Below are 26,494 nucleotides of genomic sequence, written 5' to 3' on the forward strand. Positions count from 1 at the left end.
CCCTCTCGCACGCGTGCCGCGGCCATCGACCCCTGGCTACGATAGCGTAATGGCTGAGTGTACATTTAAAATTCCGCAACTGCTAAAAATGCCGGCTTGGTAAATCGCGAATCATCGACCGCTAAAATTATTCCTCAATCTACATGATCGGTGCAGCAAAGGCAGAACAAGCAGTCAGACTACCTCCTAGGTTCCTTACGGCCAGACGGGCTACTCCCTAAGCTCGTCTTCTCTTCTAACGTCACTCTGCTTCAAACTTGCGGGACCGTGAGGTTGTCTGACCAGCCGACGCTCAGCGGCCGGCTCCTTTGTACGGAACAGCGCATGAATATGGCGTCCCCCCGCGAATTCTCGCGTCTTGTCTCCCCTCCACAAGATCTGCGGGCGCAATATGAGTCAGACCTCGTCAACATCTTCCGTGTGTTGTGGAGCCGCAAGCTTCTGATCGCCTCCGTGACGGCGCTCGTGGCTCTCGCCGCCATCGCGGCGGCCGTCTTGCTCGGACGAACCTATGTCGGCGAGGCCCTGGTCGAGCTCAAATTCGGGACCGATTCGGGGGCGATTGCCGGCACGCCCGTCGCAACGGTCGATGCCCTCGCGGTCGTCGAGGGCGAGGCCGAAATCCTGCGGTCGCGCGCCGTCGCGCGCCGGGTTCTCGAGCAGCTCGAACGCCAAGGCGAGGCAAAGTCCCCCGCAGCGGGGTCACAATCCGTGATCGCATCGCCCAAGACGACCGACTCCGCCGAAACGATCGCGACGGACCGGAAGCTGGTGGCTTTGCAGGAAGGCCTGACGGTCAAGACCGATGGAAAGACCTATCTGGTCCACGTGTCTTATGCGGCGAAGGATCCCGTCCGGGCCGCCATGATCGCCAATCTCTTCGCCGACGAATATCTGGCAAGTCGCGTCGAGGTGAGCGTCGACGCGGCCCGTCGGACCAGCGATTGGCTGGCCACGCAAGTGGCCCAAGCCGTTACGGCGCGCGAGCGGGCCGCCGAGGCGATCCGGGTTTTCCGTCAGCGCGCCGACGTCATCGCGGCCAATACGGCCAACCCACAAGCCAACGAACAACAGATGCGGGATCTCGTCAGCCAGATGTCGGCCGCGCAAGCCGATCAGTTGCGGCTCGAAGCGCGCTTGCAGCGCCTGACGGCGGCAGCGGCGGCGGGGCAGACCCCTTCGGCCCTCGACCTGCAGGGCTCGACCGACGCGCAGCGCTTGATCGACGCCGAAGTGACGGCTCGGCAGGAGGCCTCCCGTCTGGTGCAAATGATCGGCACCAAACATCCCCTCTACATCCGAGCCGAGAAGACACTCGAGGCGGCCCGTCAGCAGCTTGTCGATGCGGTTGCAGAAGCGATCCGGATCACCCAAGCCGACATCGACAGCATGCGCTCGTCCCAGGCCGCGCTCGACAAACAGCTGGCGGCTCTGAAGAACGCGGCTCTCGGAAGCCAGATGTTCGGCAATCATATGCGCTCGCTCGAGGCGGACGAGACCACGGCGCAAGCGAATCTCGACCGGCTGCGCGAGGCGCTTCGACAAGCTCAGGCGCTGACCCAATTAAAGCCGATCGCGGCGCAGTTGGTCAGCAGCGCCGAGCCGCTCGCCTTACCGGCCTCCCCCCGCCTGATCCTGGTGGGGATCCTCGGCGCCATGGCAGGGTTCGGCGCCAGCCTGCTCCTCGTGTTCCTTCTTCATCTGCGAGACACTGGTTTTTCGACAAGCGCAGAAGCCGCGCGCGACCTCGGGATCGCCTGCGCCGGAATGCTTCCTCGACGAACGAAAGCCGATCAGCCGCAACCCCGTCCAATCTACCTCAATGCCATGAAGGCGCTGGCGATCACGAGCGGCTTGGCCGAACCTCGCGATGGCTGCGTCGTCGTCGTTGTCACATCAGCGCGTCCCAGTGAGGGCAAGACCGATTTGGTGCGTGGACTGGCGACCGCACTCGGCGCACTTCAACGTCGCGTTCTGATCGTTGAAAATGCGGGGCGTCGGGAGGCCGGTCGACAGGACGGTGCCGCCGGCCAGCAGGAGCCTGAGCGGATCGCCGGGAGCGCCGTCTCGCTTTATCACCGCACCTCGGACGATCTTTCGGCGATCGTCGGATGCCGCGATCGGTTGCAGCCGTGGATCGATAAGGTTGGCTCGCATTTCGACGTCATGATCGTCGAGGCTCCGGCCATCCTGAGCGATCCCGAGGCGCTGCTGATCGCCCGCTCGGCCAATCTGGTGCTGTTCGCAGTGCAGTGGCGATCAACCCCAAGGCAAGCGGCCGCCTCCGCTTTCCAGCAACTGACGCCGGCCCCTGGCCAGAGTGCGATGGTGGTGCTGACCGACGTCGATCTTGCGGCACATCGCCATCTCGGCAAACGCGACCAGCTCTATTTTGCGGGTCGCTATGCCGCGCGCAACAGCGCGCCGGCCTGATCTTTCGTTGCGCAGGAGATTGTTCGTGACACGCTTTGTCGTCGCAGGCGGAAACGGAGACGTCGGCCGGCTGTTCGCAGCCCGTCGTCGCGAGCTCTCGCAATCGGACGTCGCGATCAGCCGCGCCACGATGAACCGGGGGACCTTGTGAGCTTTGTCTCGACTCTTCCCGCACCCGCTCTTGCCGAGAGGGTGCCGTCCAAAGGCCGGTATCACGACATTTACTTTGCCGCGTTGCTGCTGTGCGTCGCTGCCTATGGCCTGACCGGAAAGGGCTTTGCCTATGCCGGCATCGCCCCGTTCTTCCCCGGCGAAATCATGCTGCTGGCCGGAATGGTGACATTCCTGCTGCCGTTCCCGTCCTTGGCGGTGTTCATCAGCCCGCCCAGCATCTTGCTCGCGATGCTGATGGTGTTGACGATCGCCCGAACGATCCCGTTCATCGGGATCTACAAGATCGACGCCCTGCGTGACACCGTCATCGTCATGTACGGGATCTTCGGCTTCGTCATCGCCAATCTCATCCTCGAGAAACCCACCCGCATCGATCAGGCGATGCGCTGGGCCGGCACCTTCTTCACGATTTATGGTTTTTCGGCTGCCGTGATCTACGTGTCTCAGAAATATCTGGGGAACGTGATCCCGCATTGGCCAGGGTCGGACACGCCTCTCATCGCCTTGCGCGGCGGTGAGGTCGCGGTTCAGGCCGGGGGCGCGGCGCTCTTCGGGCTCCTTGGCCTGAAACGGTCGACGCTCGCCTGGGTCGTCATGTTGTTTCTGGGCGTGGTCGTCGTGTCGGCGCAGAGCCGGGGCGGCATGCTGGCCGTGGTGGTTCCGCTCCTCCTTGCCGCCGTCCTGACCGGGCGATTTAAGGCCTTGTTCCTTCTCATGCTTGGCGTTCTACCGATCGTCTTCGTGCTTTACGTCACCAATTTCGAAGTTCCGATGCAGTCGGATCGGCGCACCGTGACGGTGCCGCAATTGGTCGACAATGCGGTCAGTATCTTTGTGACCACCCATTCCAGCGATAAAACTCTCGACGATACCAAAGCTTGGCGTTTGCGATGGTGGAACAAGGTCATCGACTATACGATCCATGGCCCCTACTTCTGGAAGGGCAAAGGCTTCGGTATTAGCTTGGCCGAAAGCGATGGCTTTCTTGGCACGGGCGGCGTCGGCCCGCCGCTCCGCAGCCCGCATAGCGCGCATATGACCATCCTGGCCCGAACCGGAGTGCCGGGACTCACTTTATGGATCGCAACCGGGCTGGCGTGGCTCTGGACAATGGGACGCAGCATTTACCTGTCGCGTCGCAGAGGCGACGATCTGTGGTCCCGCATGCTGATATTCATATTGTGCGACTGGATCGGCTGCGTCATCAACAGCTCGTTCGACGTCGCCCTCGAAGGGCCGATGGTCGGCGTGCTGTTCTGGGTGCTCTTTGGCAGCGGCATCGGTCTATCGCTTGCCTATGAGGCGCTCTGCCGGGAACGAGTAGCCAATCTGAGAGCTGAGGCGAATCCGTGGTGACGACAGCATCCGCTTCGCTCGGCCGCTGGGCGCGACGCGCCCTTCGTCTCCCGACCATCGCGATCCCTCTGATGGATCAGGGCATTGTCAGCGCCGGGACATTTCTGTTCAACGTCCTCCTGGCCAGAGCGATTCCGCTCGAAAGCTACGGCCATTTCGCCATCGTGATCGGCATACTGGCTCTGATGCAAGCGGGCTGCGGCTCGCTGATCTTCTACCCGCTATCGGTTCGAGGTGCGGCTCAAGACGAGGTCGGGCGCAAGAACTTGATCGTCTCGGTCATCGCTTTGGCGCCGATGATCCTGCTGCCGATGGCGGCAATTTTGAGTTTAGGTTTTGCATGGTTGGTCGACCCGAATCTCTTGCTGCCGACCTTTGCGATGCTGGCGGCGAGCCAGGTTCAGGAACTGATGCGACGCGGCCTGTTGACCGAATTCCGGTATCTCTCGGCCATCCCGGGCGACATTCTCAGTTTCTTCGGGCAAGCGGCGGTTCTCACGCTCGTCTCTCATCGCATCGGGATGACTTTGCCGATTGCATTGTGGATCATGGCCGCAACATCGCTGATCGGTGCTGTGGCCCAGTGGTCGCAGCTTTCGCTGAGGAGCACACGCCTGTTGCCGCTCCGTCCGATGACGGCGGATTTCTGGTCGATCGGGCATTGGTCTCTCACCACGAACGTCCTCGGCATCGGCAGAACCATGTGTCTTCCATGGCTTCTCGTTGCTCTCTCCGGGCCTTCGCTCGCCGGCGCATTTCAGATCGGCATGAATCTCGTCAACGTCGTCAACCCGATCGTGTTTGGCGTCTGTAACGTCGTGCCTCAATTGGCGTCGCGTGCCATGCGTGGAGGCTATCGGGCTGCCTGGGGCGCCTCATGGCCCTCGATCGCTGCCGGACTCCCGATCGTCGGCGGCTTCGTTACGCTGCTGATGATCGCACCGAGTGAAATTCTGGCTTTTGTTTATGGATCACGGGCCGATCCGGCGATGCTGGTCTGGCCAATTCGAATCCTGGCCATCGGCGCGATGTTCTACTACGTCGGAAGTACGGTCTGCGCCTACCTGCATGGCGTTCTCGGTGGTCGGGATGCGCTTATCGCGGATGTCATCGCGACGCTGGCCATGGCCGTCGCCGGACCGGTCCTCGTTGGTCTCTATGGGCTGAAAGGCGCGTGTCTCGCACTTCTCGCGGCCTTCGCGATCCGCTCGAGCGTGCTGATTGTCTACACCGTCATCCGCCTGAGATCGGACGACGTTCAACGGCCGGTCGGCAATCTCGAGCATCGCGAGACGGCTGGCTGATGCTCGACGCTTTTGCCGACGAGATGGTCAGCAGACAGCTTCATATTGACAGATGACGACGTCTCTCCCGCGCAAGCGGGAGGGCAGGCGCGACATCGACGATAACCCGCACGACCGGTGTCACGCGGCACCACCCAGTCATCCATGACGCTTTTTCCGAGCCGGATGACCGCCTGTGCAATCGCGCCTCTCAATCCCGCGACATCCTTCTTCGTCGATGATGCGGCCGGTGATCCATCAGAGGCGCCGGCCAGAGCGCTCCATCTTCAGCTCTCGCAAACAACATCTGGCGAGGTACCAATCACGGTTCTCTCGAACAATACGGAATACTTTCATCCAGACCTCTCTTTTAGTTCCAAGACTGAATTGTCGCAGAGGAAATTCTGTCATGGAAAGGACTGAACGGAGAAAGAGGGCTACTCCCTCTGAAGGGCTTCAATCACCGCGCGACTCCAGCAAAGTTAGCGAGACGGTAACGAAAGGTTAGCCCCTATGTCGATTGCAAGCTCGAGGAAGAAAATTCTGGTCACAGGCGCAGGTGGGTTTATCGCTCATCACCTGACGACACGCCTGAAGGAAATGGGATGCTGGGTCCGCGCGGCCGACATCAAGCAACCCGAATATGAAGCCACGCATGCCGACGAGTTCATGCAGGTCGATCTCCGTGATCGCGTGAATTGCGCGGCGGCGGTCGAGGGGATGGACGAAGTCTACCATCTCGCGGCCGATATGGGCGGCATCGGCTACATCAGCCAATCGCATGCCGAAATTACCCTGAACAACACGCTGATCGACGTTGGCATGGTCGACGCAGCCCATAAGGCAGGCGTCTCTCGGTTCCTCTATTCGTCCTCGGCCTGCGTTTATCCGCAGTTCCTGCAACACGACGCCAATGTCGTCGCTTTGAAGGAAGAAGACGCGTTCCCGGCCGCTCCGGAAGAGGGCTATGGTCTCGAGAAGCTCTATACTGAGAAACTCTGCCAATATTTCACCGAAGATTTCGGCATGGCCACGAGGGTCGTGCGGTTCCACAATGTCTATGGGCCGCTCGGCACCTACGACGGTGGCCGCGAGAAGGCTCCGGCCGCGATCTCCCGCAAGATCGCCAAGGTTCTCGATGGCGACATGATCGACATCTGGGGCGATGGCGAGCAGACGCGCTCGTTCATGTATATCGACGATTGCGTCGAAGGGCTGGTCCGGATCATGAAGTCCGACTATTCGCTGCCGCTCAATCTCGGCACCGATGAGCTCGTCACCATCAACCAGCTCGTCGACATCGTCGCCGAAGCGGCTGGCAAGCGCATCCGCAAGAGCCACGATACGACGCGTCCGCAGGGCGTGCGCGGTCGCAATAGCGACAATACGCGACTGCGTGACGTCCTCGGGTGGGAGCCAAAGATCGATCTGAGGACCGGCATCGTGCCGACCTACACGTGGATTGCGGAGCAACTCAGCGCGCTCGACAAGGGTTCGGCCCAGTCGGCCTACCTACTGGCGGCCGTCGCGGCCCCCTCGCGCTGACCACGAGGTCATCGGGTCCTCGCGACCCGATGATGCGCGGTGATCACCGGCCCTGCGCTGGCGTCGTGTTCTCGGCGCAGGGCCGCTTCGCTCGGATCGGAGCCCGACCACGGAGCATCGGTCCCCCGACGACAACAGCCCAAGAGCGCTGGCTGGCGTCTCCGGACGCCGGGCTCATTCCGAAAAGACGCTGTCGGTCCGGACCGTATCGCTCGCACTGAACCGCTGTCGACACGACCGCAGATCCGACTTTCGACGACGGACCGCACGCCGCGCGCCCGCATCGACGCATGCCGTGCTTGGAGATTGGTAATGTCGGAAGTCGAAGTGAGGGCCGGACTTGGGCATCTGGACGCTCGTTCCTACACTGCCGCGAGTCCGAGCCTCCGTCACTTTCCGTCGATCAGTTATCGTCGACTGAAGGTCGTTTCCGTATTGGCTATCGGCGACGGCGTGGCCGCCATCGCGGCTGTCGCGATCGAAATTGGCCTGTTTCGCCTCTTTGGCACCGACAACACAACGCCGTTCGGCATGGCCGCCTTCCTGACCCCGGCGGCCTTTTTGATTTGCTTGAGCCTGCTGCTCGGTCTCTACGAGACATCGCGCTCCAATCCGGTCGAAATCTTTCGGCTTCGGGTCCTGTCGGCGTTCGTTTTCGCCATCGTGGTCGATCTCACGCTCGAGCGGTCCTTGAGCCTACTCGCGCAGGTCGCCGGCTGGGCGACGCTCGTGGTGTTGGTGGTGGTGCTCGGTTCGATCGCGAGCGGGTTAGCCCAAATGATCCTGACCCGGTTCGATATTTGGCAGACGCGTGTCGTCCTCGTGGGAGATGCGGCACAGACGCGAACGCTTGCGGCGATGCTCGAGACCGCCTCGACACTCGGGATGCGTGTTCTGGCGCGCGCGGCGTTCGACGATCCGCGTCTCCGCAACCCCGCCGGCTTCGCGGACCAACCGGCCGAACTTGCTGTGCTTTTATCATCGGGGGATGGTCACCTCGATGCACAGCGGGCCGAAAGCCTGAATTTCGCGTCGGTCATTATCGCCCGCGACGCGGGCGACATGCAGACGCTCTGGTTGAATAGTCGGATGATCGGAAGCGCGATCGGTATCGAGATTCGGCGCTCGCTCCTGGCTCGCAATCTGGTGGTCAAGCGGGCGATGGATCTCCTGATCGGGACGATCATGTTGCTCAGCGCTCTCCCGATCGTTGCGGCAACGGCCGCGGCGGTCTGGTGCGTCGACCGCCATAACCCGTTCTACGCACAGGCCCGGATCGGGCTGGGCGGTCGCATCGTGCGGGTCTGGAAGGTCCGCAGCATGTTCAACGATGCCGAAAGCCGGCTCGAGCAGCATCTCGCCAGCGATCCCGTGGCGCGGGCCGAGTGGGAGCGGAGCTTTAAACTGAGCCGCGATCCCCGAATCCTGCCGGGCCTCGGCCAGTTCATTCGCCGGACCAGCCTCGATGAACTCCCGCAATTGTGGAATATCGTCCGCGGCGACATGAGCCTCGTTGGGCCGCGCCCGTTTCCGGCCTATCATCTTGCGGGCTTCGACGAACCGTTTCGCGCTTTGCGCTCGAGCGTCACGCCCGGTCTCACCGGCTATTGGCAGATCACCTGTCGCAGCGACAGCACCCTTGAGATTCAAAAGAACGCCGACACGTTCTACGTGCGCAATTGGTCGATCTGGTTCGATCTCTACATCCTGCTTCACACGATGCCGGCCGTGGTCTTCGGCAAAGGCGCACGCTGACTTCAAGGATCGCGCGTCCGCGGTCTCCCTCTCGCGATACAAATCGGAGCCAAACCATGATGAAAGTCTGTGTCGTCGGGACGGGATATGTCGGGCTGGTGAGCGGCACATGCCTGGCTGAGATCGGGCATGACGTGATCTGCGTCGATTCCGACAGTCGCAAAATCGACCTGCTGCGGGATGGCCGGATCCCGATCTACGAGCCTGGCCTCGAAAACCTCGTCGTGTCCAATGCGGCTGCCCATCGCCTGCATTTCACGACAGATCTCGCGAGCGCCATGACGTCGCCGTCGCTCGTGTTGATGATCGCGGTCGGAACGCCGACGGGACGGGATGGAGCGACGGCCGAACTCGGCCCGCTGCTCGCGGCGGTCGAATCGGCGGCGAGGAGCCGACGGTCCTCGGGCTTGCGCGGCTTCGTGGCGTTCGTGATCAAGTCGACCGTGCCGGTCGGGACCAACCGCACGATCGAGGCGGTGATCGCGCGTCACCTCTCATCGGACGAATTCGCCGTCGTCTCCAACCCCGAATTCCTTCGAGAGGGCTCGGCCGTCGGCGACTTCATGGAACCCGATCGCATTGTCGTCGGATCGCGGTCCGCCGAAGCCTTGACGATGATGCGCGATCTGTTCGCACCCCTGACGCGCCGGGGATCGCGTCTCTTCGAGGTCTCGTCGGTCGAAACGTCCGAACTGATCAAATATGCCTCGAACATCTTTCTCGCGACGAAGATCGGGCTCATCAACGAATTCTCGCGGCTGTGCGAGCGGAGCGGTGCCGACGTCGAGGAACTGGCGGTCGGGATCGGGCTCGATCAGCGCATCGGTATGGCAGGATTGCGAGCCGGGCCAGGCTTCGGCGGCTCATGCTTTCCTAAGGATCTTCGCGCCCTTGTGGGTCTGGCAGCATCCATGGCCATGGCGATGCCGATCGCCGAAGCCGTCATCGCGTCGAACGAACGCCAGAAGCGTTTCACATCCGAAAAGATTATCGCCTTTTTCGGTGGCGACGTCCGCCAGTTGCGGATCGGGGTTCTCGGTCTCAGCTTCAAGGCCGGGACGGACGACACCCGCGAGTCGCCGGCTCTTTCGATGATCGGCGATCTCATCGACGCCGGCGCCGATGTCGCGGTCCACGATCCCTCGGGCAGTCACGATCAATATCGTCATCTGGCGGGACTGACCTGCGCCGAGAGTGCCGGGCAAGCCGTTGCGGGAGCCGATGCCATCGTGGTGGCGACGGAGTGGCCGGAATTCCGCGCCCTCGACTGGGAAGCGCTGGCGCTGCAGATGAACCGGCCCGTCGTCTTCGACCTCCGCAATTGTCTCGATGGGCCGGCGCTCGCGCGGTTCGGGCTCGAGCATGTCGGCCTCGGACGCCTCGCGGCCCCGTCCGCGGAGGGCGGCGACGACGCGCGTCATGGCGGCCATGTCGCCGGCTTGGGCGATCATCCAGGCGTGAGAGAACTCAATAGCGTCGCCGCGTAATTTCGTTGCTCTCTTACGACAAGGTGCCGACGTGAAGACCGATATCACAATCGTGGGGGGCGGCCTTGCGGGATCGATGGCCGCCGCCCTGCTTGGCCGAGCAGGACGCAATGTGATCGTCGTCGACCCGCACGAGGTTGTCCCGACCGACTTTCGCTGCGAGAAACTCGAGCATGGTCACATCGACCTGCTCGCCGAGACGGGCCTTGCCGATCAGGTCATCGAATCGGCGACCCGCACCGACATGCTCTGGATCGCGCGCTTCGGCCGCCTCGTCGACAAGATGCCGTTCACCCAATATGCCATGGCCTACGAGGGTCTCGTCGGTTCCATGAGGCGGCAAATCCCTGCGACAGTCCCGATCGTGCGATGCTGGGCGACCGGCTTTCAGACCAGCCCCGATCGACAGACGATCCAGCTGTCGAATGGCGATACGATCGAGACGCGGCTCGTGATCCTGGCCACGGGCCTCAATTGGAGCTTACGCGAATCCTTGGGGGTCGAACGCGAGCTCGTCAGCCCCTGCCACTCCATCACGATCGGCTTCAATCTCAAGCGTGTCGATGGCGCCGACTTCGCCTTTCCGGCCCTGCAATATAACCCTGAGGGGATCGGCAACCGCGTCGCCTATATTACGCTGTTCCACATCGGCAGCACGCTGCGGGCCAACCTGTTCCTTTATCAGCCGCTTAAGAGCCCGCTCGTGGCGGCCTTTAGAACCGATCCGGACGCGGCGCTCCGACGTCTTCTGCCGGGCCTCGCCCGCCTGATCGGTGAGACGGTTGTCCAGGGTCCGATGAAGGTCCGACCCACCGACCTCTACCGGATGCGACATGTCGAGCAGCCCGGGGTCGTGATGATCGGCGACGCCTTCGCGACGCCCTGCCCCGCGACCGGCACCGGCACGTTGAAGGTGTTCAACGACGTCAGCCAACTCTGCAACCGCTACATCCCTGAATGGCTGGCGTCGCCGGGCATGGGCGTCGATAAGATCGCGGCCTTCTACGCCGATCCGATCAAGACCGCGTCCGACACCGTGGCGATCGAGAAAGCTTTCGCGCTCCGGAGGATTTCGACCGACCCCAGTCGTTATTGGGCGTTGCAGCGCTGGCTCCGCTTCGTGGTTCGCCTAGGGCGATGGACGATGCGGTCGATGACGTCGACGCCGCGTCATGTCGTCGACCGCGTGCCGGTCGGTGCCGAGACGCGTGCCATCGCTCGCCCGGACGGTGCTGCGACGCAGGTTTGACGCCGCACGCTCGAGCCTTGCCGCCACGCGGTCTTGACCCGCACGTGTCGGCCGGGGATGCTTTGGCCATGATGCGCCGGCAACCCTGAGGAACAGTTTGAACCGAACACTCGAAACCGTCCACGTGGTGTTCGGCTGGTCCATCGCGGAGACACTTCGCGAAGCCTTGGGGTTGCTCGGCGTCGCGGAGCGCGTCATCGGGTTGCCGGATTGTCTCAGCGTCGGCCCGATCGACCCAGCCGATCCGATGATCCGGCGGGCATGGGGCGCGTCCGTTTTAAAGGCTGACGCCCTGAGTCAAGATGAACCCGATTGCGGTCCGATCGACGTGGAAATGGCTTGGGCGGAGGCGACGGCGCCCAGCATCCATCCGGTGTTTTGGGTCTGCCTCAGCTCTCCGATGGAGCATGCTTGCTTCCTTGCCTTCGCGGCGCGCCTGAATGGGCGGCGCTTCGACATCGTCGACGCCACCAATCTCGAAGTCGCGACGCGCGATGGAGTGAGACGTCCGTGGTCTCTCGGGTCGATGCGGGCGCAGGATATCGTGGCCTCGAAGCTCTACGAGAAGCGACGCCCTCTCGCCGATGAAAACTGTCGCGCGGCCGCGATGGCGTGGTCGGAGCTTCGTCGCGAGAACGCGCCGTTCCGGATCGTGACGGACGATCGTTTGGTGTCAGCACCCCTCACGCATTACGATGCCCTGCTGGTCGAACAAGCCGGACAGGATTGGGAGATCGCGGCCCGATTGATCGGGCGCACGATCGGCAAGCTGTCCTTCGGCGATGCGGCGACGGGTCAGGACACGTGCGACGTCGTTTTATTTGGGCGCATGCTTGCGCTGGGCCACACCGGCTCGCTCGAGGTCGCGGGGCCCGGGCCGGGTCTGCGCGACTATCAGGTTCGCCGGCCTCTACTTTAAAACCGGCAGCACCGGATATGCCGTGAACCCGTTGCCGGGAACACCCATGGACACGAGACAGTCAAGGCGCTATCCATACCTAGGTATGATTTAGGGCTGGACCCCATGACGGATTACATCGCCGAGCACGGCTATCTCTTTCTCGGCAGTCGGTTGAAGCGCCTTGCCGAGCAGATGCAGGAGGATGTCAGTCGCGTGTCGGACCGCGCCGGATTGGCGATCCCGCCCGGCAAATATCCCCTTCTCGCAATTCTGGCCGACCATGGGCCGCAATCGATCGGCGACCTCGCCCACGGCCTCGGTCTGAGCCAGCCAGCCACCACACGAGCGATCGGCAAGCTCGTCACCTCGGCTCTCGTCAAGGTTGATCGATCGCGCGCCGACGGGCGTAGCAGGATCGCGTCGCTCACCGATCTTGGAGCGCGGACGATCGACCGCTCGCGGGCGCTGGTCTGGCCTCAGGTCGAGGCCGCCGTTCGGCAAGTGGTCGCGCCCTTATCGGGCTCGCTGCTGGACCAAATCGACGCGATCGAACGGGCGATGGCAGACCGCTCGCTCACCGAGCGCGCCGCCTCGCTCGCGGCCGCCGACCTCGTCCGGGCCAAAGACTCCGACGTCGCCGGCATCGTCGCGCTGATGAACCGCGCTTATCGCGGATCGGGCGCCTCGTCGGGTTGGAACACGGAGGCCGGCTATATTACAGGCAGCCGGATCACGGAGCCGCTATTGCGCGCCGATATCGCCGAAAAGCCCGATGCGTCGTTGTTGACGTGGCTCGATCGAAGCGACGGCACGCTGATCGGTTGCGTGTGGCTGGAGCCGCTCGGCGACGGAGCTTGGTATCTCGGCTCCCTGACGGTCGACCCGCAGCGACAGAACGGCGGGTTCGGTCACGTTCTTCTGGCGTCGGCGGAACAATGGGTACGCGACCACGCTGGAACACGCGTTCGGATGACGGTCGTGAACATTCGGGAGGCGCTGATCGCGTGGTATATACGTCGCGGCTATGTCCAGACCGGCGAGACGAGCCCGTTCCCCTATGGCGACGATCGCTTCGGCACGCCACAGCGCGACGATCTCAGCTTCGTCGTTCTCGAGAAGGACTTGGCATCCTCGCCGCGACCGCGCTGATCCGACGGATCGACGAGCCATCGATCGAGATAGCTCTGTCGGTCGAACCCCTATAGACAAGATAGGGGGAGCGAACCGCATGAGAGGCGCCAAATCGACAGCTTTGGTCGGTGGTCACAGGCTCGTCGACACCGCGACAGGCTAGCTCTGGTGCGGATGCCTCGTCCGACCGACACGGATGCGCTCGCACCACATCAAAGCCGCGCTTTCTTGCGCCCCCTCTTGGTCGAGCCCAATGCGAACTGAACCCGGCGTAAAGGGAGTATGACGATGAGGGACGGATGCGTTTACGTCGCTGGAACCTGCGACACCAAGGGCCCTGAACTGCGCTATGTCCGCGACATCATCGCCCAAGAGGGTCTGCGGACTTGCCTCGTCGATCTCTCGACGAGGAAGTCCGGCGGCGATGTCGACGTCGCAGCCGCCGAGGTCGCGAGCCATCACCCCGATGGGCCGCAGGCCGTGTTCACGGCGGATCGCGGATCGTCGGTGAACGGCATGACGGTCGCGTTTCAGCATTTCATGATGGCGCGGGACGATGTGGCGGGCCTGATCGGCCTCGGTGGTTCGGGTGGAACGACGCTGGTGACGGCCGCGATGCGCGCCTTGCCGATCGGCACGCCGAAACTGATGGTGTCGACCGTCGCGTCGAGCAATGTCGCGGGTTACGTTGGGCCGAGCGACGTCACCATGATGTATTCGGTGACCGACATCGCTGGGCTGAACCGGATCTCGCGCGTCATTCTCGGCAATGCCGCCCACGCGATCGTCGGCATGGCGCGCAATCCCATTCCGCTCGAAACGTCAGACAAGCCGGCGATCGGCTTGACGATGTTCGGGGTCACGACGAGTTGCATCACCCAGGTGGTCGGCCTCCTCGACCGCGACTTCGATTGCCTCGTGTTTCACGCGACCGGGACGGGCGGTCAATCGATGGAGAAGCTTGCGACGTCGCGACTGGTCAGCGGGCTTCTCGATCTCACCACCACCGAGGTTTGCGATCTCCTGATGGGTGGCGTCTTCCCCTGCACAGAGGAGCGCTTCGACGCGGTCGCGACGAGCAGGCTTCCTTATGTGGGCTCCTGTGGGGCGCTCGACATGGTCAATTTCGGCGCGCGTTCGAGCGTTCCGCCGGCGTTCCGCGACCGCAACTTCTACGAGCACAATGCGTCGGTGACGCTGATGCGGACCACCGGCGAGGAGAATAGGAGGATGGGGCTTTGGATCGGCGAAAAGCTGAACCGCTGCGACGGCCCGGTCCGTTTTCTTCTGCCGGAGGGCGGCGTTTCGGCGCTCGATGCCCCTGGCCTTCCGTTCCATGACCCGGAGGCGGATGCGGCTCTGTTCGCGGCGCTCGAGGAAACGGTGCGGCAGACCGACGACCGCCGCCTGATCCGCGTTCCGCACCACATCAACGACGCGGCCTTCGCCGAAGCCGCCGCGTCTCAGTTCCGCGCCATCTTTTAGAGGCACAGTCATGCCTGCTCTCCCGCGACAAGCCCTGCTCCAGCACTTCAACGCCATGGTGCGTGAACGCCGCCCGATTGTGGGGGGCGGCGCCGGAACCGGCCTCTCGGCTCGATGCGAGGAGGAAGGCGGCATCGACCTCATCGTGATCTACAATTCCGGCCGCTATCGCATGGCGGGACGTGGATCGTTGGCCGGCATGCTGGCCTATGGCAATGCCAACGAGATCGTGATGGACATGGCCCGCGAGGTCCTGCCTGTGGTGCGCCACACGCCGGTTCTGGCAGGCGTCAACGGCACGGATCCGTTCTGCAATTTCGACTATTTCCTGGACCAGGTGAAAGCCATCGGCTTCTCGGGCATTCAGAACTTCCCGACCGTGGGTCTGATCGATGGGACGTTCCGGGCCAATCTCGAAGAAACCGGAATGAGCTATGGGCTCGAGGTCGACCTTATCCGCCTCGCGCGCAGCAAGGACCTCCTCACCACCCCTTACGTGTTCACGCCGGACGAGGCGACTGCGATGACGGAGGCTGGCGCCGATCTCGTGGTGGCCCATATGGGCCTGACAACGGGCGGCACCATCGGGGCCGCGACGGCCTTCACGCTGGAGGATTGCGTCGCTCGCATCAATGCCATCGCGGAAGCGGCCAGAACGGTACGGTCGGATGTGATCCTTCTCTGTCATGGTGGACCGATCGCGATGCCGGAGGATGCCGCTTCCATTTTGAGCCGCTGCCCCGACTGCCACGGCTTTTATGGAGCCAGCAGTATGGAGCGGCTGCCGACCGAACAGGCGCTCGTCGCGCAGACGCGCGCCTTCAAGGCCATGCGCCGACCACCCGCCCAGGAGGGCCACTGATCATGTCGAAAGCCTATGCAAGCACCATCGTCCCAGCGCCGGCCGACACAGTGTGGGCCATCATCCGCGATTTTGACGGACTGCCGACATGGCACACCGGCATTGTGAAAAGCAGCATCGACGACGGCCTGCCGCCCGATCGCGTCGGGTGTATCCGCACCCTCGTGCTGCAGGACGGCGCGTCGATCCGCGAAAAGCTGCTCGCCTTGTCGGACGTCGATCGCAGCATGAGCTACGACTTTCAGGCCAGCCCATTTCCGGTGCGCGACTATGAAGCCACCCTGCGGGTGCTGCCCGTCACGGATGGCGACGCGAGTTTTGTCGAGTGGTCCGCCACGTTTACGGCAGCCGAGTCCGACGAGGCGGCGATGCGGGACACCTTCGCGAAAGGGGTGTTCCAGTCCGGTCTCGATGCGCTCAAGCAGCATGTCGCAAAAACGCGGAAAGCCTAGTCGGCGCCGAAGCCTCCCGCAGCAACATCGATCGAGCGGAGCAAAGCCCTGCTCAACACCAAGGCAAGTCGGTCTCGATAGCGGCTGGTGGAGCTGAGCGGAATCGAACCGCTGGCCTCTGCAGTGCGATTGCAGCGCTCTCCCATCTGAGCTACAGCCCCAACGGTCGCGGTTCTAGGACTGCCCTGAGGGGCTGTCAACGTCGTCGCGGTCCGACCGGGTGATCGGTCGCCGGGAGTCGTCATGGGCGTTGCTCGGCGTAGCAAAAAGCCATCGGAGAAGCGGATCTCCGCCTGCTCTGCTCCGGCTCATCTGGGCTCAGGCATCCCGATCGGCATGCCTGAGCTTGTCTGCATCACTCAGTCTAAAGTGCCTCAGTTGATCTCGTACCAGCTGCGACCATCCCGCTCGGTCAGCGCGATCGCTGCGGAGGGTCCCCAGGTGCCGGCCGTATAGGGCTTCGGCGCCTCGTTCGAGGCTGTCCAGGCCTCGATGATCGGATCGACCCAAGACCATGCGGCCTCGACCTCGTCGCGGCGCATGAACAGCGTCTGATTGCCACGCACAACATCGAGGATCAGTCGCTCGTAGGCATCCGGATTACGCGCGCCGAACGATTGCTTAAAGCTCATGTCGAGCGGCACGTGCCGAAGCCGCATGCCGCCCGGGCCCGGATCCTTGATCATAATCCACAATTTGACGCCCTCGTCCGGCTGCAGGCGGATCACCAGCTTGTTCGGCTCCGGCGAGACACCCTCGAACACCGAATGCGGCACCGCCCGGAAATTGATCACGATCTCGGACAAGCGTGAGGGGAGACGCTTGCCGGTCCGCAGATAGAACGGCACGCCGGCCCAACGCCAATTGGCGATTTCGGCGCGGATCGCCACGAATGTCTCGGTGTTGCTGGCTTCTCCGAGTTCGTCGGCATAGCCCGGCACAGCCCCGCCGGCGGACGCACCGGCGCGATACTGCCCCCGCACCGTCATCTGCGCCGCGTTGGATGCGTCGATCCGCTTCAGGCTCTTCAGAACCTTCAGCTTTTCGTCGCGCACGGCATCGGCCGCGATCGAGGTCGGCGGCTCCATGGCGACGAGGCACAGCAGCTGCAGCATATGGTTCTGCACCATATCGCGCATGGCGCCCGCCGTGTCGTAATAGCCGGCGCGGCCTTCGACGCCGAGCTCTTCGGCAACCGTGATCTCGACGTGATCGATATGGGCCGAGGTCCACAGCGGCTCGAACAAGGCGTTGGCGAAGCGTAGCGCCATCAGATTCTGCACCGTCTCTTTTCCGAGATAGTGGTCGATGCGGTAGATCGCCTGTTCGGGGAAGACGCGACCGACGGATTCGTTGACGCTGTGGGCCGAAGCCAAATTCTTGCCGATCGGCTTTTCCAAAACCACGCGGGTGTTCTTATCGACCATGCCCTGCTGGCCGAGCCGGTCCGAAATCGGGCCGAACAAATCCGGCGTGGTGGCGAGGTAGAGCACCTTGATGTGGTTGGGCCGCTCTTCGAGCAGCGCTTTCAGATCGGGCCAGCCGGCGTCGGAGGTCGCATCCGCCGCCACATAGACGAGGCGTTCGACGAAACGCTCGAGCGAGTCGTCCTTCAGCTCGTCGGCTTGCACGTGGCTGTTGACCGCCTCGCGCGCCATGTCGCGGAACTCGGCGTCGGACATCTCACGGCGCGACACGCCGATGATCCGGGCGTCGGCGGGAATTTGCCCCGCGAGGTCGCGATGCATGAGCGCCGGCAGGATCTTTCGGCGCGACAGATCACCCGTGGCGCCGAAGACCACGAGCGTGAACGGCTCGACGGGAATTACACGGCTCGTCATTGGATATGCACCTCTTTGGTCCAAAACGCCTCGATGGAGGATCACACCGTTTCGGCTTGAAACCGATCCATCTGTCATGCGCAAGCCGCATCAGCCCTCGACCTTTGCGATCAATCTATACCGCGGCGCAGCACAGCGCGACAGTCTTCTGCGCTCCCCTGTCTCAGCCTCGGGCTCCAGCTTGGTCGTGACCTTTTCGCGTTTGCGCGCGTTGGCAGAGGCTCGCGTGAGCGTAAGAGAGAGAGGCCATCCAATGAGTATCTTCGGGACCATCATGTCGAAGATCTTCCACCACGACGCAGCGGCCGCTACGCCGACGCCGGGTGGATCGACCGCCAGCCCGCAGCCGAGCGCCGGCGCCGCCATGGACAATGCCGGCCGTCCCAGTACACCGGTGACATCGACATCGGTTGGTGGCGCCCCGACCCAGGTCGCCCAGAACGACAATCCGACCTCGACCGGCGCTTCGGCCTCCACCACAGGCGCGACACAGACCGTCGACGTCGCACGGGTGCTCGATGGGCTTGCGGCGAAGAACAGCCAGAAGCTCGACTGGAAACATTCGATCGTCGACATGATGAAGCTGCTCGATCTCGACAGCAGCCTCACAGCGCGGCAGGAGCTCGCCAAGGAGCTGAACTACACCGGCGACATGCACGATTCAGCCAGCATGAATGTCTGGCTCCATCAACAGGTCATGCAAAAGCTTGCGGCCAACGGCGGCAAGGTTCCGGATGATTTGAAGGCCTAAACGAGGTCGATGGAGTATCGGGCCAAAGCGGGCCCGTTCTCACTAACGTTACGATAGGCGGCACGCGTCGAAGACGGGCGTGATCGTGCCGCCCCAATCGCGGTTGAACAGATCAAGCAGATCGTCCGCACGTGTTCGACCGCGATCGACGATGTGGTGCAGCGGAGCCAGAAAGGTCGTCTCGTCTCGGCCCTGCGGATCGATCCGAGCCCGTCGCGCCAAACCGCCGTGAGCGAGGCCAACTACGTCGCGTGCGATATCGAGCACCGACCGGCCCGCCACCGTGGCACCCAGCGCCAACCGCGGCACATCATCCCGAAGCATCTGCCGATCGGACGCGGTCCAGCCCTTCACGATTTCCCAAGCGCCATCAAGCGCGAGATCGTCGTAGAGCAGCCCGACGAACAATGCCGGCAAGGCCGCCACCATGTCGGACGCGCCCATATCGGCGCCGCGCATCTCGAGGTAACGCTTCAGGCGCACCTCGGGGAAGATGGTCGACAGGTGATTGGCCCAATCCGACATGGTGGCGGTTTCGCCCGGCATTTGAGCGAGCCGACCCGCCAAAAGATCGCGGAAGCTTCCGCCGGCGACATCGAAATAGCGATCGCCGCGCTTGACGAAATACATCGGAACGTCGAGCGCATAATCGACGTAGCGCTCGAACCCCATCCCCGGCTCGAACGCAAAAGCCATCATGCCGGATCGTGCCGTGTCGGTATCGCGCCAGATCTCCGAACGGGCGCTCAGCAGGCCGTTCGGCCGTCCTTCGGTAAACGGTGAGTTGGCGAAGAGAGCGGTGGCGATTGGCTGCAAGGCAAGCGACACCCGAAGCTTCTTGACCATGTCGGCCTCGCTCGAGAAATCGAGATTGGCCTGAACCGTGCAGGTGCGGAACATCATATCGAGGCCGCGTGTACCGACTTTCGGCATGTAATTGGCCATGATGCGATACCGCCCTTTAGGCATCACGGGCGTCTGCGCAAGCGACCAGAGCGGCGACATGCCGAGACCCGCAAAGGCGATATCATGGTCGGAGCCGATCCGATTGGCCTCGGCGAGATGATCGCGAAGCTCGGCGACGGTCTCATGGATCGTCTCGAGGGGAGCACCCGAAAGTTCAAACTGGCCGCCCGGCTCCAGCGAAATGGCGCCGCCGCCGACCGGGTCGTGTAGGCCGATGATCTCGTCCCCCTCGCGGATCGGTTGCCAGACGCCCCCCGCCGCCATGCCATCGAGAATCGCCTTGATGCCACCCTGCCCCGAGCGGCCGAGATAGGGAACCGGAGCGTGGTCAGCGCGGTAGAAGCCGAATTTCTCGTGTTCGGTACCGACACGAAACTGATCGGCGGGTTTGTTGCCCTGCTCGAACCACGCCACCAAGGCATCTCGCGTGTCCAACGGAGCCGAGTCGGTAACATCACGCGCCATGCTTTGACCTGCATCTCACAAAGCGGTCATGGCGAACCGTGACCGACACACGGCGTCGCGCCGAATTTGAAACTAGATAGGCGGCGTAACCGCAACAGGCAATAAAGCCGCTTAGGCGAATTCATGTACCGTTCATCTGGCGAGCAACAAATTGTGGGGCGGACATAAGCCGCATTGGGCTGCAGTGGGTCCGGTACGTCTCGGAAGGCAGCCTCTTAGGGAGAAAAACATGACTTCGTTCAAGAAGACCATTGTTCTGGCTTGCGCCGCCTCGGTGCTCAGCTTCGGCGTCGCGATGGCGCAGACCGACCCCGCCGCTGCTCCGGCGGCACCGGCCGCAGGCGCAACCGCAGCCCCCGACGCCGCCGGTGGCGACGCGATGGCTCCCAAGAAGACCATGATGAAAAAGCACATGGCCAAAAAGCACATGAAGAAGAAGACCGCGATGTAAGCATCGCGTCTCGCGATGAGTTCGACCCGGTCCGCCTCGCGGGCCGGGTTTTTTGTTGCCCGCACGCCCGCACGCCGCGACGCAAAAGGGTTAACCCATCATTAGCATTTGGTTCTCGACCGCAATCGATCAATCAAAATGATCTCTGCTCGGATCATTCTGCCGCCATGGCGATCCGGTCCGCGAGGCTCGCGCCGGAGATATTGTCGAGACTTGTAATGATGTGGCCCGCCAGAGCATCGGCGAGCAGCGAGGGTTCGGCCTTGTTGCGCAGAAGCGCGATCTTGCAAGACGGGAGCGAGGGGAAATCGTCGGACGAGCCGAGCACTCGCATCCCCGGACGGACGGCGCTCTCGGGCAAGACCGACACGGCGAGGCCGGCCAGCACGGCAGCGCCCACGGCCGTCGAATTCCAGCTCGAGTAAAGGACGCGGAAGGGGCGCCCGATTCCCTCCAGCGCGACTGTCGCGGCATGCCGCCATGTGCAGAAGGAGCGACCGAGCGCCAGCGGCAGCGGGCTGATCTCGTGGATGTCGTGCCGGTTCGACGTGACCCAGAGAAGCCTTTCCCGCCGGATAATCGAGGCCGGACCTCGGTTTTCGGTGTGGGTGATGATCGCGAGGTCGAGATCGGAAGCGGAGATCCGTTCGACCAGCATCGGGGTCGGCTCACACATGACCGTGACCTCGACACGCGGATTGGATTGCGAGAAACGCGCCATGATTTCGGGGAGATAGCGATCGGCATAATCGTCGGGAACGCCGAGGCGCACGCGGCCGGCTAGCTCTGCATCGGCGAAACTGGCCAGGGCCTCGAGGTTGAGCCGAACGATGCGACGCGCATAGTCGAGCATCCGCTCGCCTTCCTCGGTCAACTTCGAGCCGCGCCCATCGCGCTCGAAGATCGGCTTGCCGAGGCGTTCCTCCAGCTTCTTCATCTGCATCGAGACGGCCGACTGCGTTTTATGAACGGTCTCGGCCGCGCGGGTGAACGAGCCCGAATCGGCGATTGCGATGAAGGTCTTCAGTTGGTCGACGTCCAGCAGGGCCGTCATGGGTTCGCCTCCGGTCCGGTGGCAGCGCATCGATGCGCCACGCTAATCATCATCCTAACGAATGTTTCGGATCACAAACATTCGTTTTATTCATCAAGACGAGCGTCGTACAGAGTGTCTGTCATTGATGACGCAGGAGGAGATCATGTCCGACACGACCAGCAGCCCATTCAGATTCCGAAATGCTTTCAAGGCACTCAGGGCAATTTTGGAGCGGCGTCGCGTTGTGGGGCAACTAAGCTCGCTCGACGATTACATGCTGCGCGATATCGGCATCACCCGCTTCGACGTCGCCTCGGTGCTCGCCGAGCCGCTATACCGGGACCCGTCCAAACGCCTTGCCGAACGGGCCCACGAGACCCGGAGGGCTCATCGCGCCATTTCGCGGGAGACGCGGGTCATGATGCCGCCCGCCGGCGTGACACGTCGCGCCGCCTGATCCGTAACGACAGGCGACGCCGAACGGCGTCGCCTCCACCAATTGCGGTCGTGAACGAGAGGGTAGCGGCCTTGTTTAACCGTGACGATCAGCCGTTGCGACCGAGGATATTGGCCAGATTGGCCTGATGTTGCGGCGAGGCGGGCGTTCCGGCCTCGAAAGCTTGGCTGAGATCGTTGAGCGCCGCTTGCTCCGATGTCGAACCGGCAGGCGCCATGCCGGTGTCGGATCGCGTCTCGGCGACGGAATCGTCGGCCTGCGCGCTGGGAGCATATCCACTTGGTCGTGGCGCCGTCTGCGGCCCTGCGCCACCCAGTAACCCGCCCAGAACGCTGCCGATCAGACCGCCGAGACCACTGTCCTGTGCCGTAGGTTGTCCTTGGGTCGGCGTCGCTGCACCGCCTTGGTTCGCTGCGCCACCCTGGCCGAAGATCGATCCGAGGCTGCCACCAAGGCCGCCAGTCTGACCGCCCATCGCGGCGCCGATGACCTGCGATAGGATCCCGCCCCAACTGCCGCTCTGGGCCGAGTGAAACAGACCGCCCATGATGATCGAGGCGAGAACCGGCAACATGGCCTGAATGACCGACGCCGAGACGCCGGATTCCGCCGAGGCCTGCTGGGCTACCTGCGTGCTGGCATGCTGACCACCGAAGAGGTCGCCGAGGACCGACGAGCCGGCTTGGACGGCCGTCGGCGACGTTGCGGTTCCGGCATCCGCAAAAGCACCCTGATGGGTGCTGCTGCCGAGCTGGCCAAGGATCGAGCCGAGCCCGCCCGCGCCGCCTTGCATCTTGTTCTGCAACCCCATCTGGAAGGCGGGCAGCAAAGCATTGATGGCGCTCTGGGTCTGTTCCGGCGTCAGGCCGAAGCGGCTCGAAAGATTGTTGACGGCTTCGCCGCCCTGCGCCGATTGGATGATGTCGTTGAGACTCATGCTGGCATCCTTCCCCTTGGTTGGGGCCGCGCTGTTCAGTCGGGCGCCGGCCGCGACAGCATGGGAATGCTACCGCTCCGTTCAGCTAAGGCAGCGCGTGCCGTTTGGCGAGTCGCCCGGATACCCCATAAGCGGTCGCCAGAGCCGAAAGCCCGAAGATCGCGGCCCCAAAGGCGATACCGAGTTGCCCGCCCTCGACGCCACCATAGGCGGCCCCGATCGTCACGAACGGAATGGTGCCGAGCGAGGCGCGTCCCCAGTTGAACACCAGAGACAGGATCGGATAACCGAGATTGTTGAACGACGCATTGGCGACGAACAGAAAGCCGATGAACAGCCAAGCCGAGACGCCGAAGGTACAGAAAAACTCGATATAGGTGCGCGCTTCGGCCGTCGCGTCGAAGAGGCTGGCGATCAGCGACGAGCACACCCACAGAATGAACCACACTGACAGCACATAGACCGCCGTCATGACGAACGAGGTCGTCAACGTGCGGCGCACCCGATCCAGCAACCCGGCTCCGAGATTCTGGCCGAGGATCGGGCCCACAGCGCCGGTCAGCGCGAAGATGACGCCGAATGCCACCGGCACGACGCGGTCCGTCACCGTTGTGGCCGCAATGGCGGCTTGGCCGAATTTGGCGAACACATGCAGCACGTAGCTGTTGGCAACGGGGGTCGCGAGATTGGTCGCCATGGCCGGGAGCGCGATATTCATCACGGGACGGAGATCGTCCAGCAGCGCTCCGACGCTCGGCCGGCCAACGAGGTTATGGACCCGCACCGCGCCCCAATAGCCGACGCCGAGAAACACCAGCCGCGACACCACCGTCGAAATGGCGGCTCCATAGACGCCAAAATGCAGGCCGAAAATCAGGATCGGATCGATGATACCGGTCACGATACCGCCGGCCAGCGTCACATACATGGCGCGACGGGCGTCGCCGACGGCACGCAGGATGCCGGACAGCACCATGCCGGCCGCGAATGCCACATTGGCCGGCAGGGTGATTTCCAAAAATCGCTCGGCGACGTCTCGAAGCGGACCCACGGCTCCGAGGCCGCTGAGGATCTGCCGGCTGTAAATCAGCACGACGCTCGCCACGACAGCGCTGAACAGACAAGAGAGAATGAGACCGGAGGCGGCCAGCCGCCGCGCCCGGTCGCGATCCCCCGCGCCGAGCGCACGGGCCACCAAGGCCGTCACGCCGATCGTCAGACCGATGTTGATCGAGACGGGATAGAACAGGACCTGCGTCGCGAACCCGACCGCTGCTGTCAGGTCGATCTGATGCAGATGCGAGACATAAACGAGAGAGAGGAAGTCGACCACGAAGATGGCGATCACGCCGATCGTGCTGGTGCCGGTCATCACCAGGACGTGCCGGAGGATCGAGCCTTCCGTGAAGGTGCCGCGATACGCCAGTCCCGTGATGGGCGCCTCGACGACCGTATCCGGGTCGGCGATCGCCCGGGTGGCCGCGTCCGGCGCCAGCTCTGGCTGCGTGTCGATAAGGCACCTCTGTTGTTGTCGAAGGCTCGACCCCGCCGTGTCGCGCTCCCGAGCCCCCGGCCTTACCGGAACGCGACGCGCGGCTCAACCGCGATGACCGGCATTTCATGCGCGGCTATATAGGTCATCTTCGTCGAATGACGGCCCTGCTTAAGTCGGGTTGACGGTTTAAAGATGCCATAAGAGGACACGGCGCCGCGCAAAGCCGCAGCGAAATTCGTATCGTCCTTGACCCTGCTGCACGCTTCCATCACAACGCCATCCGGGCGTGAACAACGTGGACGAACGAGATGACCAAGCCGCCGCTGAAAATTCTGCTCTGCGCTCCGCGCGGATTCTGCGCCGGCGTGATCCGCGCGATCGACGCTGTGGAGCGGGCGCTGCGGGTCTATGGCGCACCCGTCTACGTGCGGCACGAGATCGTCCATAACAAATATGTCGTCGAGAGCCTGAAGAAGAAGGGCGCGATCTTCGTCGAGGAGCTCGACGAGATCCCGCCGACCGACGCTCCGGTCATCTTCTCGGCCCATGGCGTTCCCAAAGCCGTGCCGCTGCATGCGGCGGAGCGCAAGCTGTTCGCCATCGACGCCACCTGCCCGCTGGTCACCAAGGTGCATCGCGAGGCTGAACTGCATTTTCGACGCGGCCACACGATCATTCTGGTCGGGCATGCGGGCCACCCCGAGGTGGTCGGCACTCTCGGTCAATTGCCGCAGGGCGCCGTGATTCTGGTCGAGACCATCGCGGACGTGGATCGTCTTGCCGATACGGCCGGACCCGAGCTGACCCGCAATCCCCTCGCCTTCGTCACGCAGACGACGCTGTCGGTCGATGATACGCAAGGGATCGTCGAAGCCCTGAAGCGCCGCTTTCCGGCCATCGTCGGTCCCCACAAGGAAGACATCTGCTACGCGACCACGAACCGGCAGGAAGCCGTCAAGCAGATCGCCGACAAGGTGGATGCAATGCTGGTGGTCGGTTCGGCGAATTCATCCAATTCGCAGCGCCTGAAGGAAGTGTCGGAGCGGGCCGGCTGCCGCAACAGCCAATTGGTGCTGCGTGCGAGTGATATCGACTGGTCGCCGCTCGGCGCGATTCGGACGATCGGCATCACGGCCGGCGCCTCGGCTCCTGAGGTGCTGGTCGAGGAGATCATCGACGCCTTTGCCGAACGATACGAGATCGAGGTCGAGACGGTCGCGACCACGACCGAGACGATGTTTTTTCCGTTGCCCCGCGAATTGCGCGAAGTGACCGACCGGGTCGCCTGATCCTCGATCGGACTGCGACGATGGCGTCGCGGTTCGGGCTCGGCTAAAATGCTGCGACGCAACCGGCTTTTCCGGCCCAGCGAGACAGCATCATGACAACAGCAAACAGCCGCACCGCCGATCACCCGATCGATCCGTCGTTCCTCAACCGCTGGTCACCGCGGGCTTTCGACGGTCAGCCCATCAGCGAAGCCGACGTCCTCACGCTCTTCGAGGCCGCACGCTGGGCCCCGTCGTCCTATAATTCGCAGCCGTGGCGGTTTCTTTACGCGCGCCGCGACACGCCGCAATGGACGACCTTTCTCGATCTGCTGAACCCGTTCAACCGGTCGTGGGCCGAGCGCGCTTCGCTTCTGATCGTGGCGGTCTCGAACTCGCTGATGCTGCCGCCCGGCAAGGACAAGCCGGTACCCTCGCATAGTCACTCCTTCGACGCCGGCGCAGCCTGGGCCAGCCTGGCGCTTCAGGCGAGCCATATGGGACTGCAGGCTCATGCCATGGTGGGCTTTGACCTCGATGCCGCCTTCTCGACCCTGAACGTCCCTGAAGGTCATCGAGTCGAAGCCGCCATCGCGGTCGGCCGTCCCGGCGATAAATCGATTCTGCCGGAGGCCATGCAGGCGCGCGAGCAGCCGAACGGCCGTAATCCCGTGTCGGCTTTCGCGTTCGAGGGCGGCTTTCCGGCCAAATAGG

The 26,494-nt window shown here is 63.2% G+C and carries 22 protein-coding genes and 1 tRNA gene; 17 read left to right on the forward strand and 6 right to left on the reverse strand.

Going from position 1 to position 26,494, the window contains the following annotated elements:
• Positions 1-324 precede the first annotated feature (324 nt).
• The 12 genes from EY713_RS03670 to EY713_RS03725 all read left to right on the forward strand — a co-directional run bounded on the left by EY713_RS03670 (position 325) and on the right by EY713_RS03725 (position 16,113).
• Positions 325-2,433 (forward strand): GumC family protein, encoded by a 2,109-nt coding sequence (locus EY713_RS03670; RefSeq protein ID WP_131113614.1) that lies wholly within the window; start codon positions 325-327, stop codon positions 2,431-2,433.
• 147 nt (positions 2,434-2,580) lie between these two features.
• Positions 2,581-3,963: an O-antigen ligase family protein gene (locus EY713_RS03675; RefSeq protein WP_131113615.1), complete on the forward strand. Its 1,383-nt coding sequence runs from the start codon at positions 2,581-2,583 to the stop codon at positions 3,961-3,963.
• A complete protein-coding gene (locus EY713_RS03680) occupies positions 3,960-5,267 on the forward strand; it encodes an MATE family efflux transporter (protein ID WP_131113616.1) in 1,308 nt (435 codons plus the stop codon). The genes EY713_RS03675 and EY713_RS03680 overlap by 4 nt, the downstream gene beginning before the upstream one ends.
• 492 nt (positions 5,268-5,759) lie before the next feature.
• Complete coding sequence (locus EY713_RS03685) at positions 5,760-6,791, forward strand: NAD-dependent epimerase/dehydratase family protein (RefSeq protein ID WP_131113617.1); 1,032 nt, start codon at positions 5,760-5,762, stop codon at positions 6,789-6,791.
• Between the two features lie 435 nt (positions 6,792-7,226).
• Positions 7,227-8,546: a sugar transferase gene (locus EY713_RS03690; RefSeq protein WP_131113618.1), complete on the forward strand. Its 1,320-nt coding sequence runs from the start codon at positions 7,227-7,229 to the stop codon at positions 8,544-8,546.
• Between the two features lie 56 nt (positions 8,547-8,602).
• A complete protein-coding gene (locus EY713_RS03695; protein ID WP_210215306.1) occupies positions 8,603-10,033 on the forward strand; it encodes a UDP-glucose dehydrogenase family protein in 1,431 nt (476 codons plus the stop codon).
• Between the two features lie 31 nt (positions 10,034-10,064).
• Positions 10,065-11,282, forward strand: a complete 1,218-nt coding sequence (locus EY713_RS03700) for an FAD-dependent oxidoreductase (RefSeq protein WP_245572880.1) — start codon at positions 10,065-10,067, stop codon at positions 11,280-11,282.
• A gap of 97 nt (positions 11,283-11,379) precedes the next feature.
• Positions 11,380-12,201 (forward strand): DUF3658 domain-containing protein, encoded by an 822-nt coding sequence (locus EY713_RS03705; protein WP_131113619.1) that lies wholly within the window; start codon positions 11,380-11,382, stop codon positions 12,199-12,201.
• Positions 12,202-12,306: 105 nt separating this feature from the next.
• Positions 12,307-13,332: a bifunctional helix-turn-helix transcriptional regulator/GNAT family N-acetyltransferase gene (locus EY713_RS03710; RefSeq protein WP_131113620.1), complete on the forward strand. Its 1,026-nt coding sequence runs from the start codon at positions 12,307-12,309 to the stop codon at positions 13,330-13,332.
• A gap of 270 nt (positions 13,333-13,602) precedes the next feature.
• On the forward strand, positions 13,603-14,799 hold the full coding sequence (locus EY713_RS03715; RefSeq protein WP_245572881.1) for a Tm-1-like ATP-binding domain-containing protein: 1,197 nt from the start codon (positions 13,603-13,605) through the stop codon (positions 14,797-14,799).
• A gap of 10 nt (positions 14,800-14,809) precedes the next feature.
• Positions 14,810-15,661 (forward strand): phosphoenolpyruvate hydrolase family protein, encoded by an 852-nt coding sequence (locus EY713_RS03720; RefSeq protein WP_131113622.1) that lies wholly within the window; start codon positions 14,810-14,812, stop codon positions 15,659-15,661.
• 2 nt (positions 15,662-15,663) lie between these two features.
• A complete protein-coding gene (locus tag EY713_RS03725; protein WP_131113623.1) occupies positions 15,664-16,113 on the forward strand; it encodes an SRPBCC family protein in 450 nt (149 codons plus the stop codon).
• An 85-nt stretch (positions 16,114-16,198) separates the two neighbouring features.
• Here EY713_RS03725 and EY713_RS03730 read toward each other — a convergent pair.
• Together EY713_RS03730 and zwf are read right to left on the reverse strand one after the other, a co-directional pair.
• Positions 16,199-16,274: transfer RNA gene (locus EY713_RS03730), tRNA-Ala, on the reverse strand.
• A 213-nt stretch (positions 16,275-16,487) separates the two neighbouring features.
• Positions 16,488-17,954 carry a glucose-6-phosphate dehydrogenase gene (gene zwf, locus EY713_RS03735; RefSeq protein WP_131113624.1) on the reverse strand — a complete coding sequence of 489 codons (1,467 nt, stop codon included), beginning with the start codon at positions 17,952-17,954 and terminating at the stop codon, positions 16,488-16,490.
• A gap of 253 nt (positions 17,955-18,207) precedes the next feature.
• On the opposite strand from zwf, the gene EY713_RS03740 reads away from it, so the two are divergent.
• Complete coding sequence (locus tag EY713_RS03740; protein WP_131113625.1) at positions 18,208-18,705, forward strand: DUF3597 domain-containing protein; 498 nt, start codon at positions 18,208-18,210, stop codon at positions 18,703-18,705.
• Positions 18,706-18,753: 48 nt separating this feature from the next.
• On the opposite strand, the gene EY713_RS03745 is transcribed toward EY713_RS03740, so the two are convergent.
• Complete coding sequence (locus EY713_RS03745) at positions 18,754-20,136, reverse strand: glutamate--cysteine ligase (protein ID WP_131113626.1); 1,383 nt, start codon at positions 20,134-20,136, stop codon at positions 18,754-18,756.
• 229 nt (positions 20,137-20,365) lie between these two features.
• Between EY713_RS03745 and EY713_RS03750 the strand changes: the two genes are divergently transcribed.
• On the forward strand, positions 20,366-20,587 hold the full coding sequence (locus EY713_RS03750) for a hypothetical protein (RefSeq protein ID WP_131113627.1): 222 nt from the start codon (positions 20,366-20,368) through the stop codon (positions 20,585-20,587).
• Positions 20,588-20,741: 154 nt separating this feature from the next.
• Here EY713_RS03750 and EY713_RS03755 read toward each other — a convergent pair whose 3' ends face one another.
• A complete protein-coding gene (locus EY713_RS03755) occupies positions 20,742-21,641 on the reverse strand; it encodes a LysR substrate-binding domain-containing protein (protein WP_131113628.1) in 900 nt (299 codons plus the stop codon).
• Positions 21,642-21,786: 145 nt separating this feature from the next.
• Here EY713_RS03755 and EY713_RS03760 point away from each other — a divergent pair, with 145 nt between their 5' ends.
• Positions 21,787-22,080, forward strand: coding sequence for a DUF1127 domain-containing protein (locus tag EY713_RS03760; RefSeq protein WP_131113629.1), 294 nt, complete (start codon positions 21,787-21,789; stop codon positions 22,078-22,080).
• An 88-nt stretch (positions 22,081-22,168) separates the two neighbouring features.
• Here EY713_RS03760 and EY713_RS03765 read toward each other — a convergent pair whose 3' ends face one another.
• Together EY713_RS03765 and EY713_RS03770 are read right to left on the reverse strand one after the other, a co-directional pair.
• The gene (locus EY713_RS03765; protein WP_131113630.1) at positions 22,169-23,017 is read right to left on the reverse strand and encodes a DUF937 domain-containing protein; all 849 of its coding nucleotides are present in this window, start codon (positions 23,015-23,017) and stop codon (positions 22,169-22,171) included.
• 85 nt (positions 23,018-23,102) lie between these two features.
• Complete coding sequence (locus tag EY713_RS03770; RefSeq protein WP_131113631.1) at positions 23,103-24,389, reverse strand: MATE family efflux transporter; 1,287 nt, start codon at positions 24,387-24,389, stop codon at positions 23,103-23,105.
• Between the two features lie 431 nt (positions 24,390-24,820).
• Between EY713_RS03770 and ispH the strand changes: the two genes are divergently transcribed.
• Entirely contained in the window at positions 24,821-25,801 is a 981-nt protein-coding gene (ispH, locus tag EY713_RS03775; RefSeq protein WP_131113632.1) for a 4-hydroxy-3-methylbut-2-enyl diphosphate reductase, read from the forward strand.
• A 92-nt stretch (positions 25,802-25,893) separates the two neighbouring features.
• Positions 25,894-26,493 (forward strand): nitroreductase family protein, encoded by a 600-nt coding sequence (locus EY713_RS03780; RefSeq protein ID WP_131113633.1) that lies wholly within the window; start codon positions 25,894-25,896, stop codon positions 26,491-26,493.
• Position 26,494 lies beyond the last annotated feature (1 nt).

Source organism: Lichenihabitans psoromatis (assembly GCF_004323635.1).
GTDB lineage: Bacteria > Pseudomonadota > Alphaproteobacteria > Rhizobiales > Beijerinckiaceae > Lichenihabitans > Lichenihabitans psoromatis.

Excerpts from the sequence above, each read along its gene's own strand:
- EY713_RS03720 (WP_131113622.1), top strand. The coding sequence starts at position 14,810 with ATGCCTGCTCTCCCGCGACAAGCCCTGCTCCAGCACTTCAACGCCATG.
- ispH (WP_131113632.1), top strand. The coding sequence starts at position 24,821 with ATGACCAAGCCGCCGCTGAAAATTCTGCTCTGCGCTCCGCGCGGATTC.
- EY713_RS03780 (WP_131113633.1), top strand. The coding sequence starts at position 25,894 with ATGACAACAGCAAACAGCCGCACCGCCGATCACCCGATCGATCCGTCG.
- EY713_RS03765 (WP_131113630.1), bottom strand. The coding sequence starts at position 23,017 with ATGAGTCTCAACGACATCATCCAATCGGCGCAGGGCGGCGAAGCCGTC.
- EY713_RS03740 (WP_131113625.1), top strand. The coding sequence starts at position 18,208 with ATGAGTATCTTCGGGACCATCATGTCGAAGATCTTCCACCACGACGCA.
- EY713_RS03715 (WP_245572881.1), top strand. The coding sequence starts at position 13,603 with ATGAGGGACGGATGCGTTTACGTCGCTGGAACCTGCGACACCAAGGGC.
- EY713_RS03670 (WP_131113614.1), top strand. The coding sequence starts at position 325 with ATGAATATGGCGTCCCCCCGCGAATTCTCGCGTCTTGTCTCCCCTCCA.
- zwf (WP_131113624.1), bottom strand. The coding sequence starts at position 17,954 with ATGACGAGCCGTGTAATTCCCGTCGAGCCGTTCACGCTCGTGGTCTTC.
- EY713_RS03755 (WP_131113628.1), bottom strand. The coding sequence starts at position 21,641 with ATGACGGCCCTGCTGGACGTCGACCAACTGAAGACCTTCATCGCAATC.
- EY713_RS03710 (WP_131113620.1), top strand. The coding sequence starts at position 12,307 with ATGACGGATTACATCGCCGAGCACGGCTATCTCTTTCTCGGCAGTCGG.
- EY713_RS03760 (WP_131113629.1), top strand. The coding sequence starts at position 21,787 with ATGTCCGACACGACCAGCAGCCCATTCAGATTCCGAAATGCTTTCAAG.
- EY713_RS03745 (WP_131113626.1), bottom strand. The coding sequence starts at position 20,136 with ATGGCGCGTGATGTTACCGACTCGGCTCCGTTGGACACGCGAGATGCC.
- EY713_RS03725 (WP_131113623.1), top strand. The coding sequence starts at position 15,664 with ATGTCGAAAGCCTATGCAAGCACCATCGTCCCAGCGCCGGCCGACACA.
- EY713_RS03770 (WP_131113631.1), bottom strand. The coding sequence starts at position 24,389 with ATGACCGGCACCAGCACGATCGGCGTGATCGCCATCTTCGTGGTCGAC.
- EY713_RS03695 (WP_210215306.1), top strand. The coding sequence starts at position 8,603 with ATGATGAAAGTCTGTGTCGTCGGGACGGGATATGTCGGGCTGGTGAGC.
- EY713_RS03685 (WP_131113617.1), top strand. The coding sequence starts at position 5,760 with ATGTCGATTGCAAGCTCGAGGAAGAAAATTCTGGTCACAGGCGCAGGT.
- EY713_RS03750 (WP_131113627.1), top strand. The coding sequence starts at position 20,366 with ATGACTTCGTTCAAGAAGACCATTGTTCTGGCTTGCGCCGCCTCGGTG.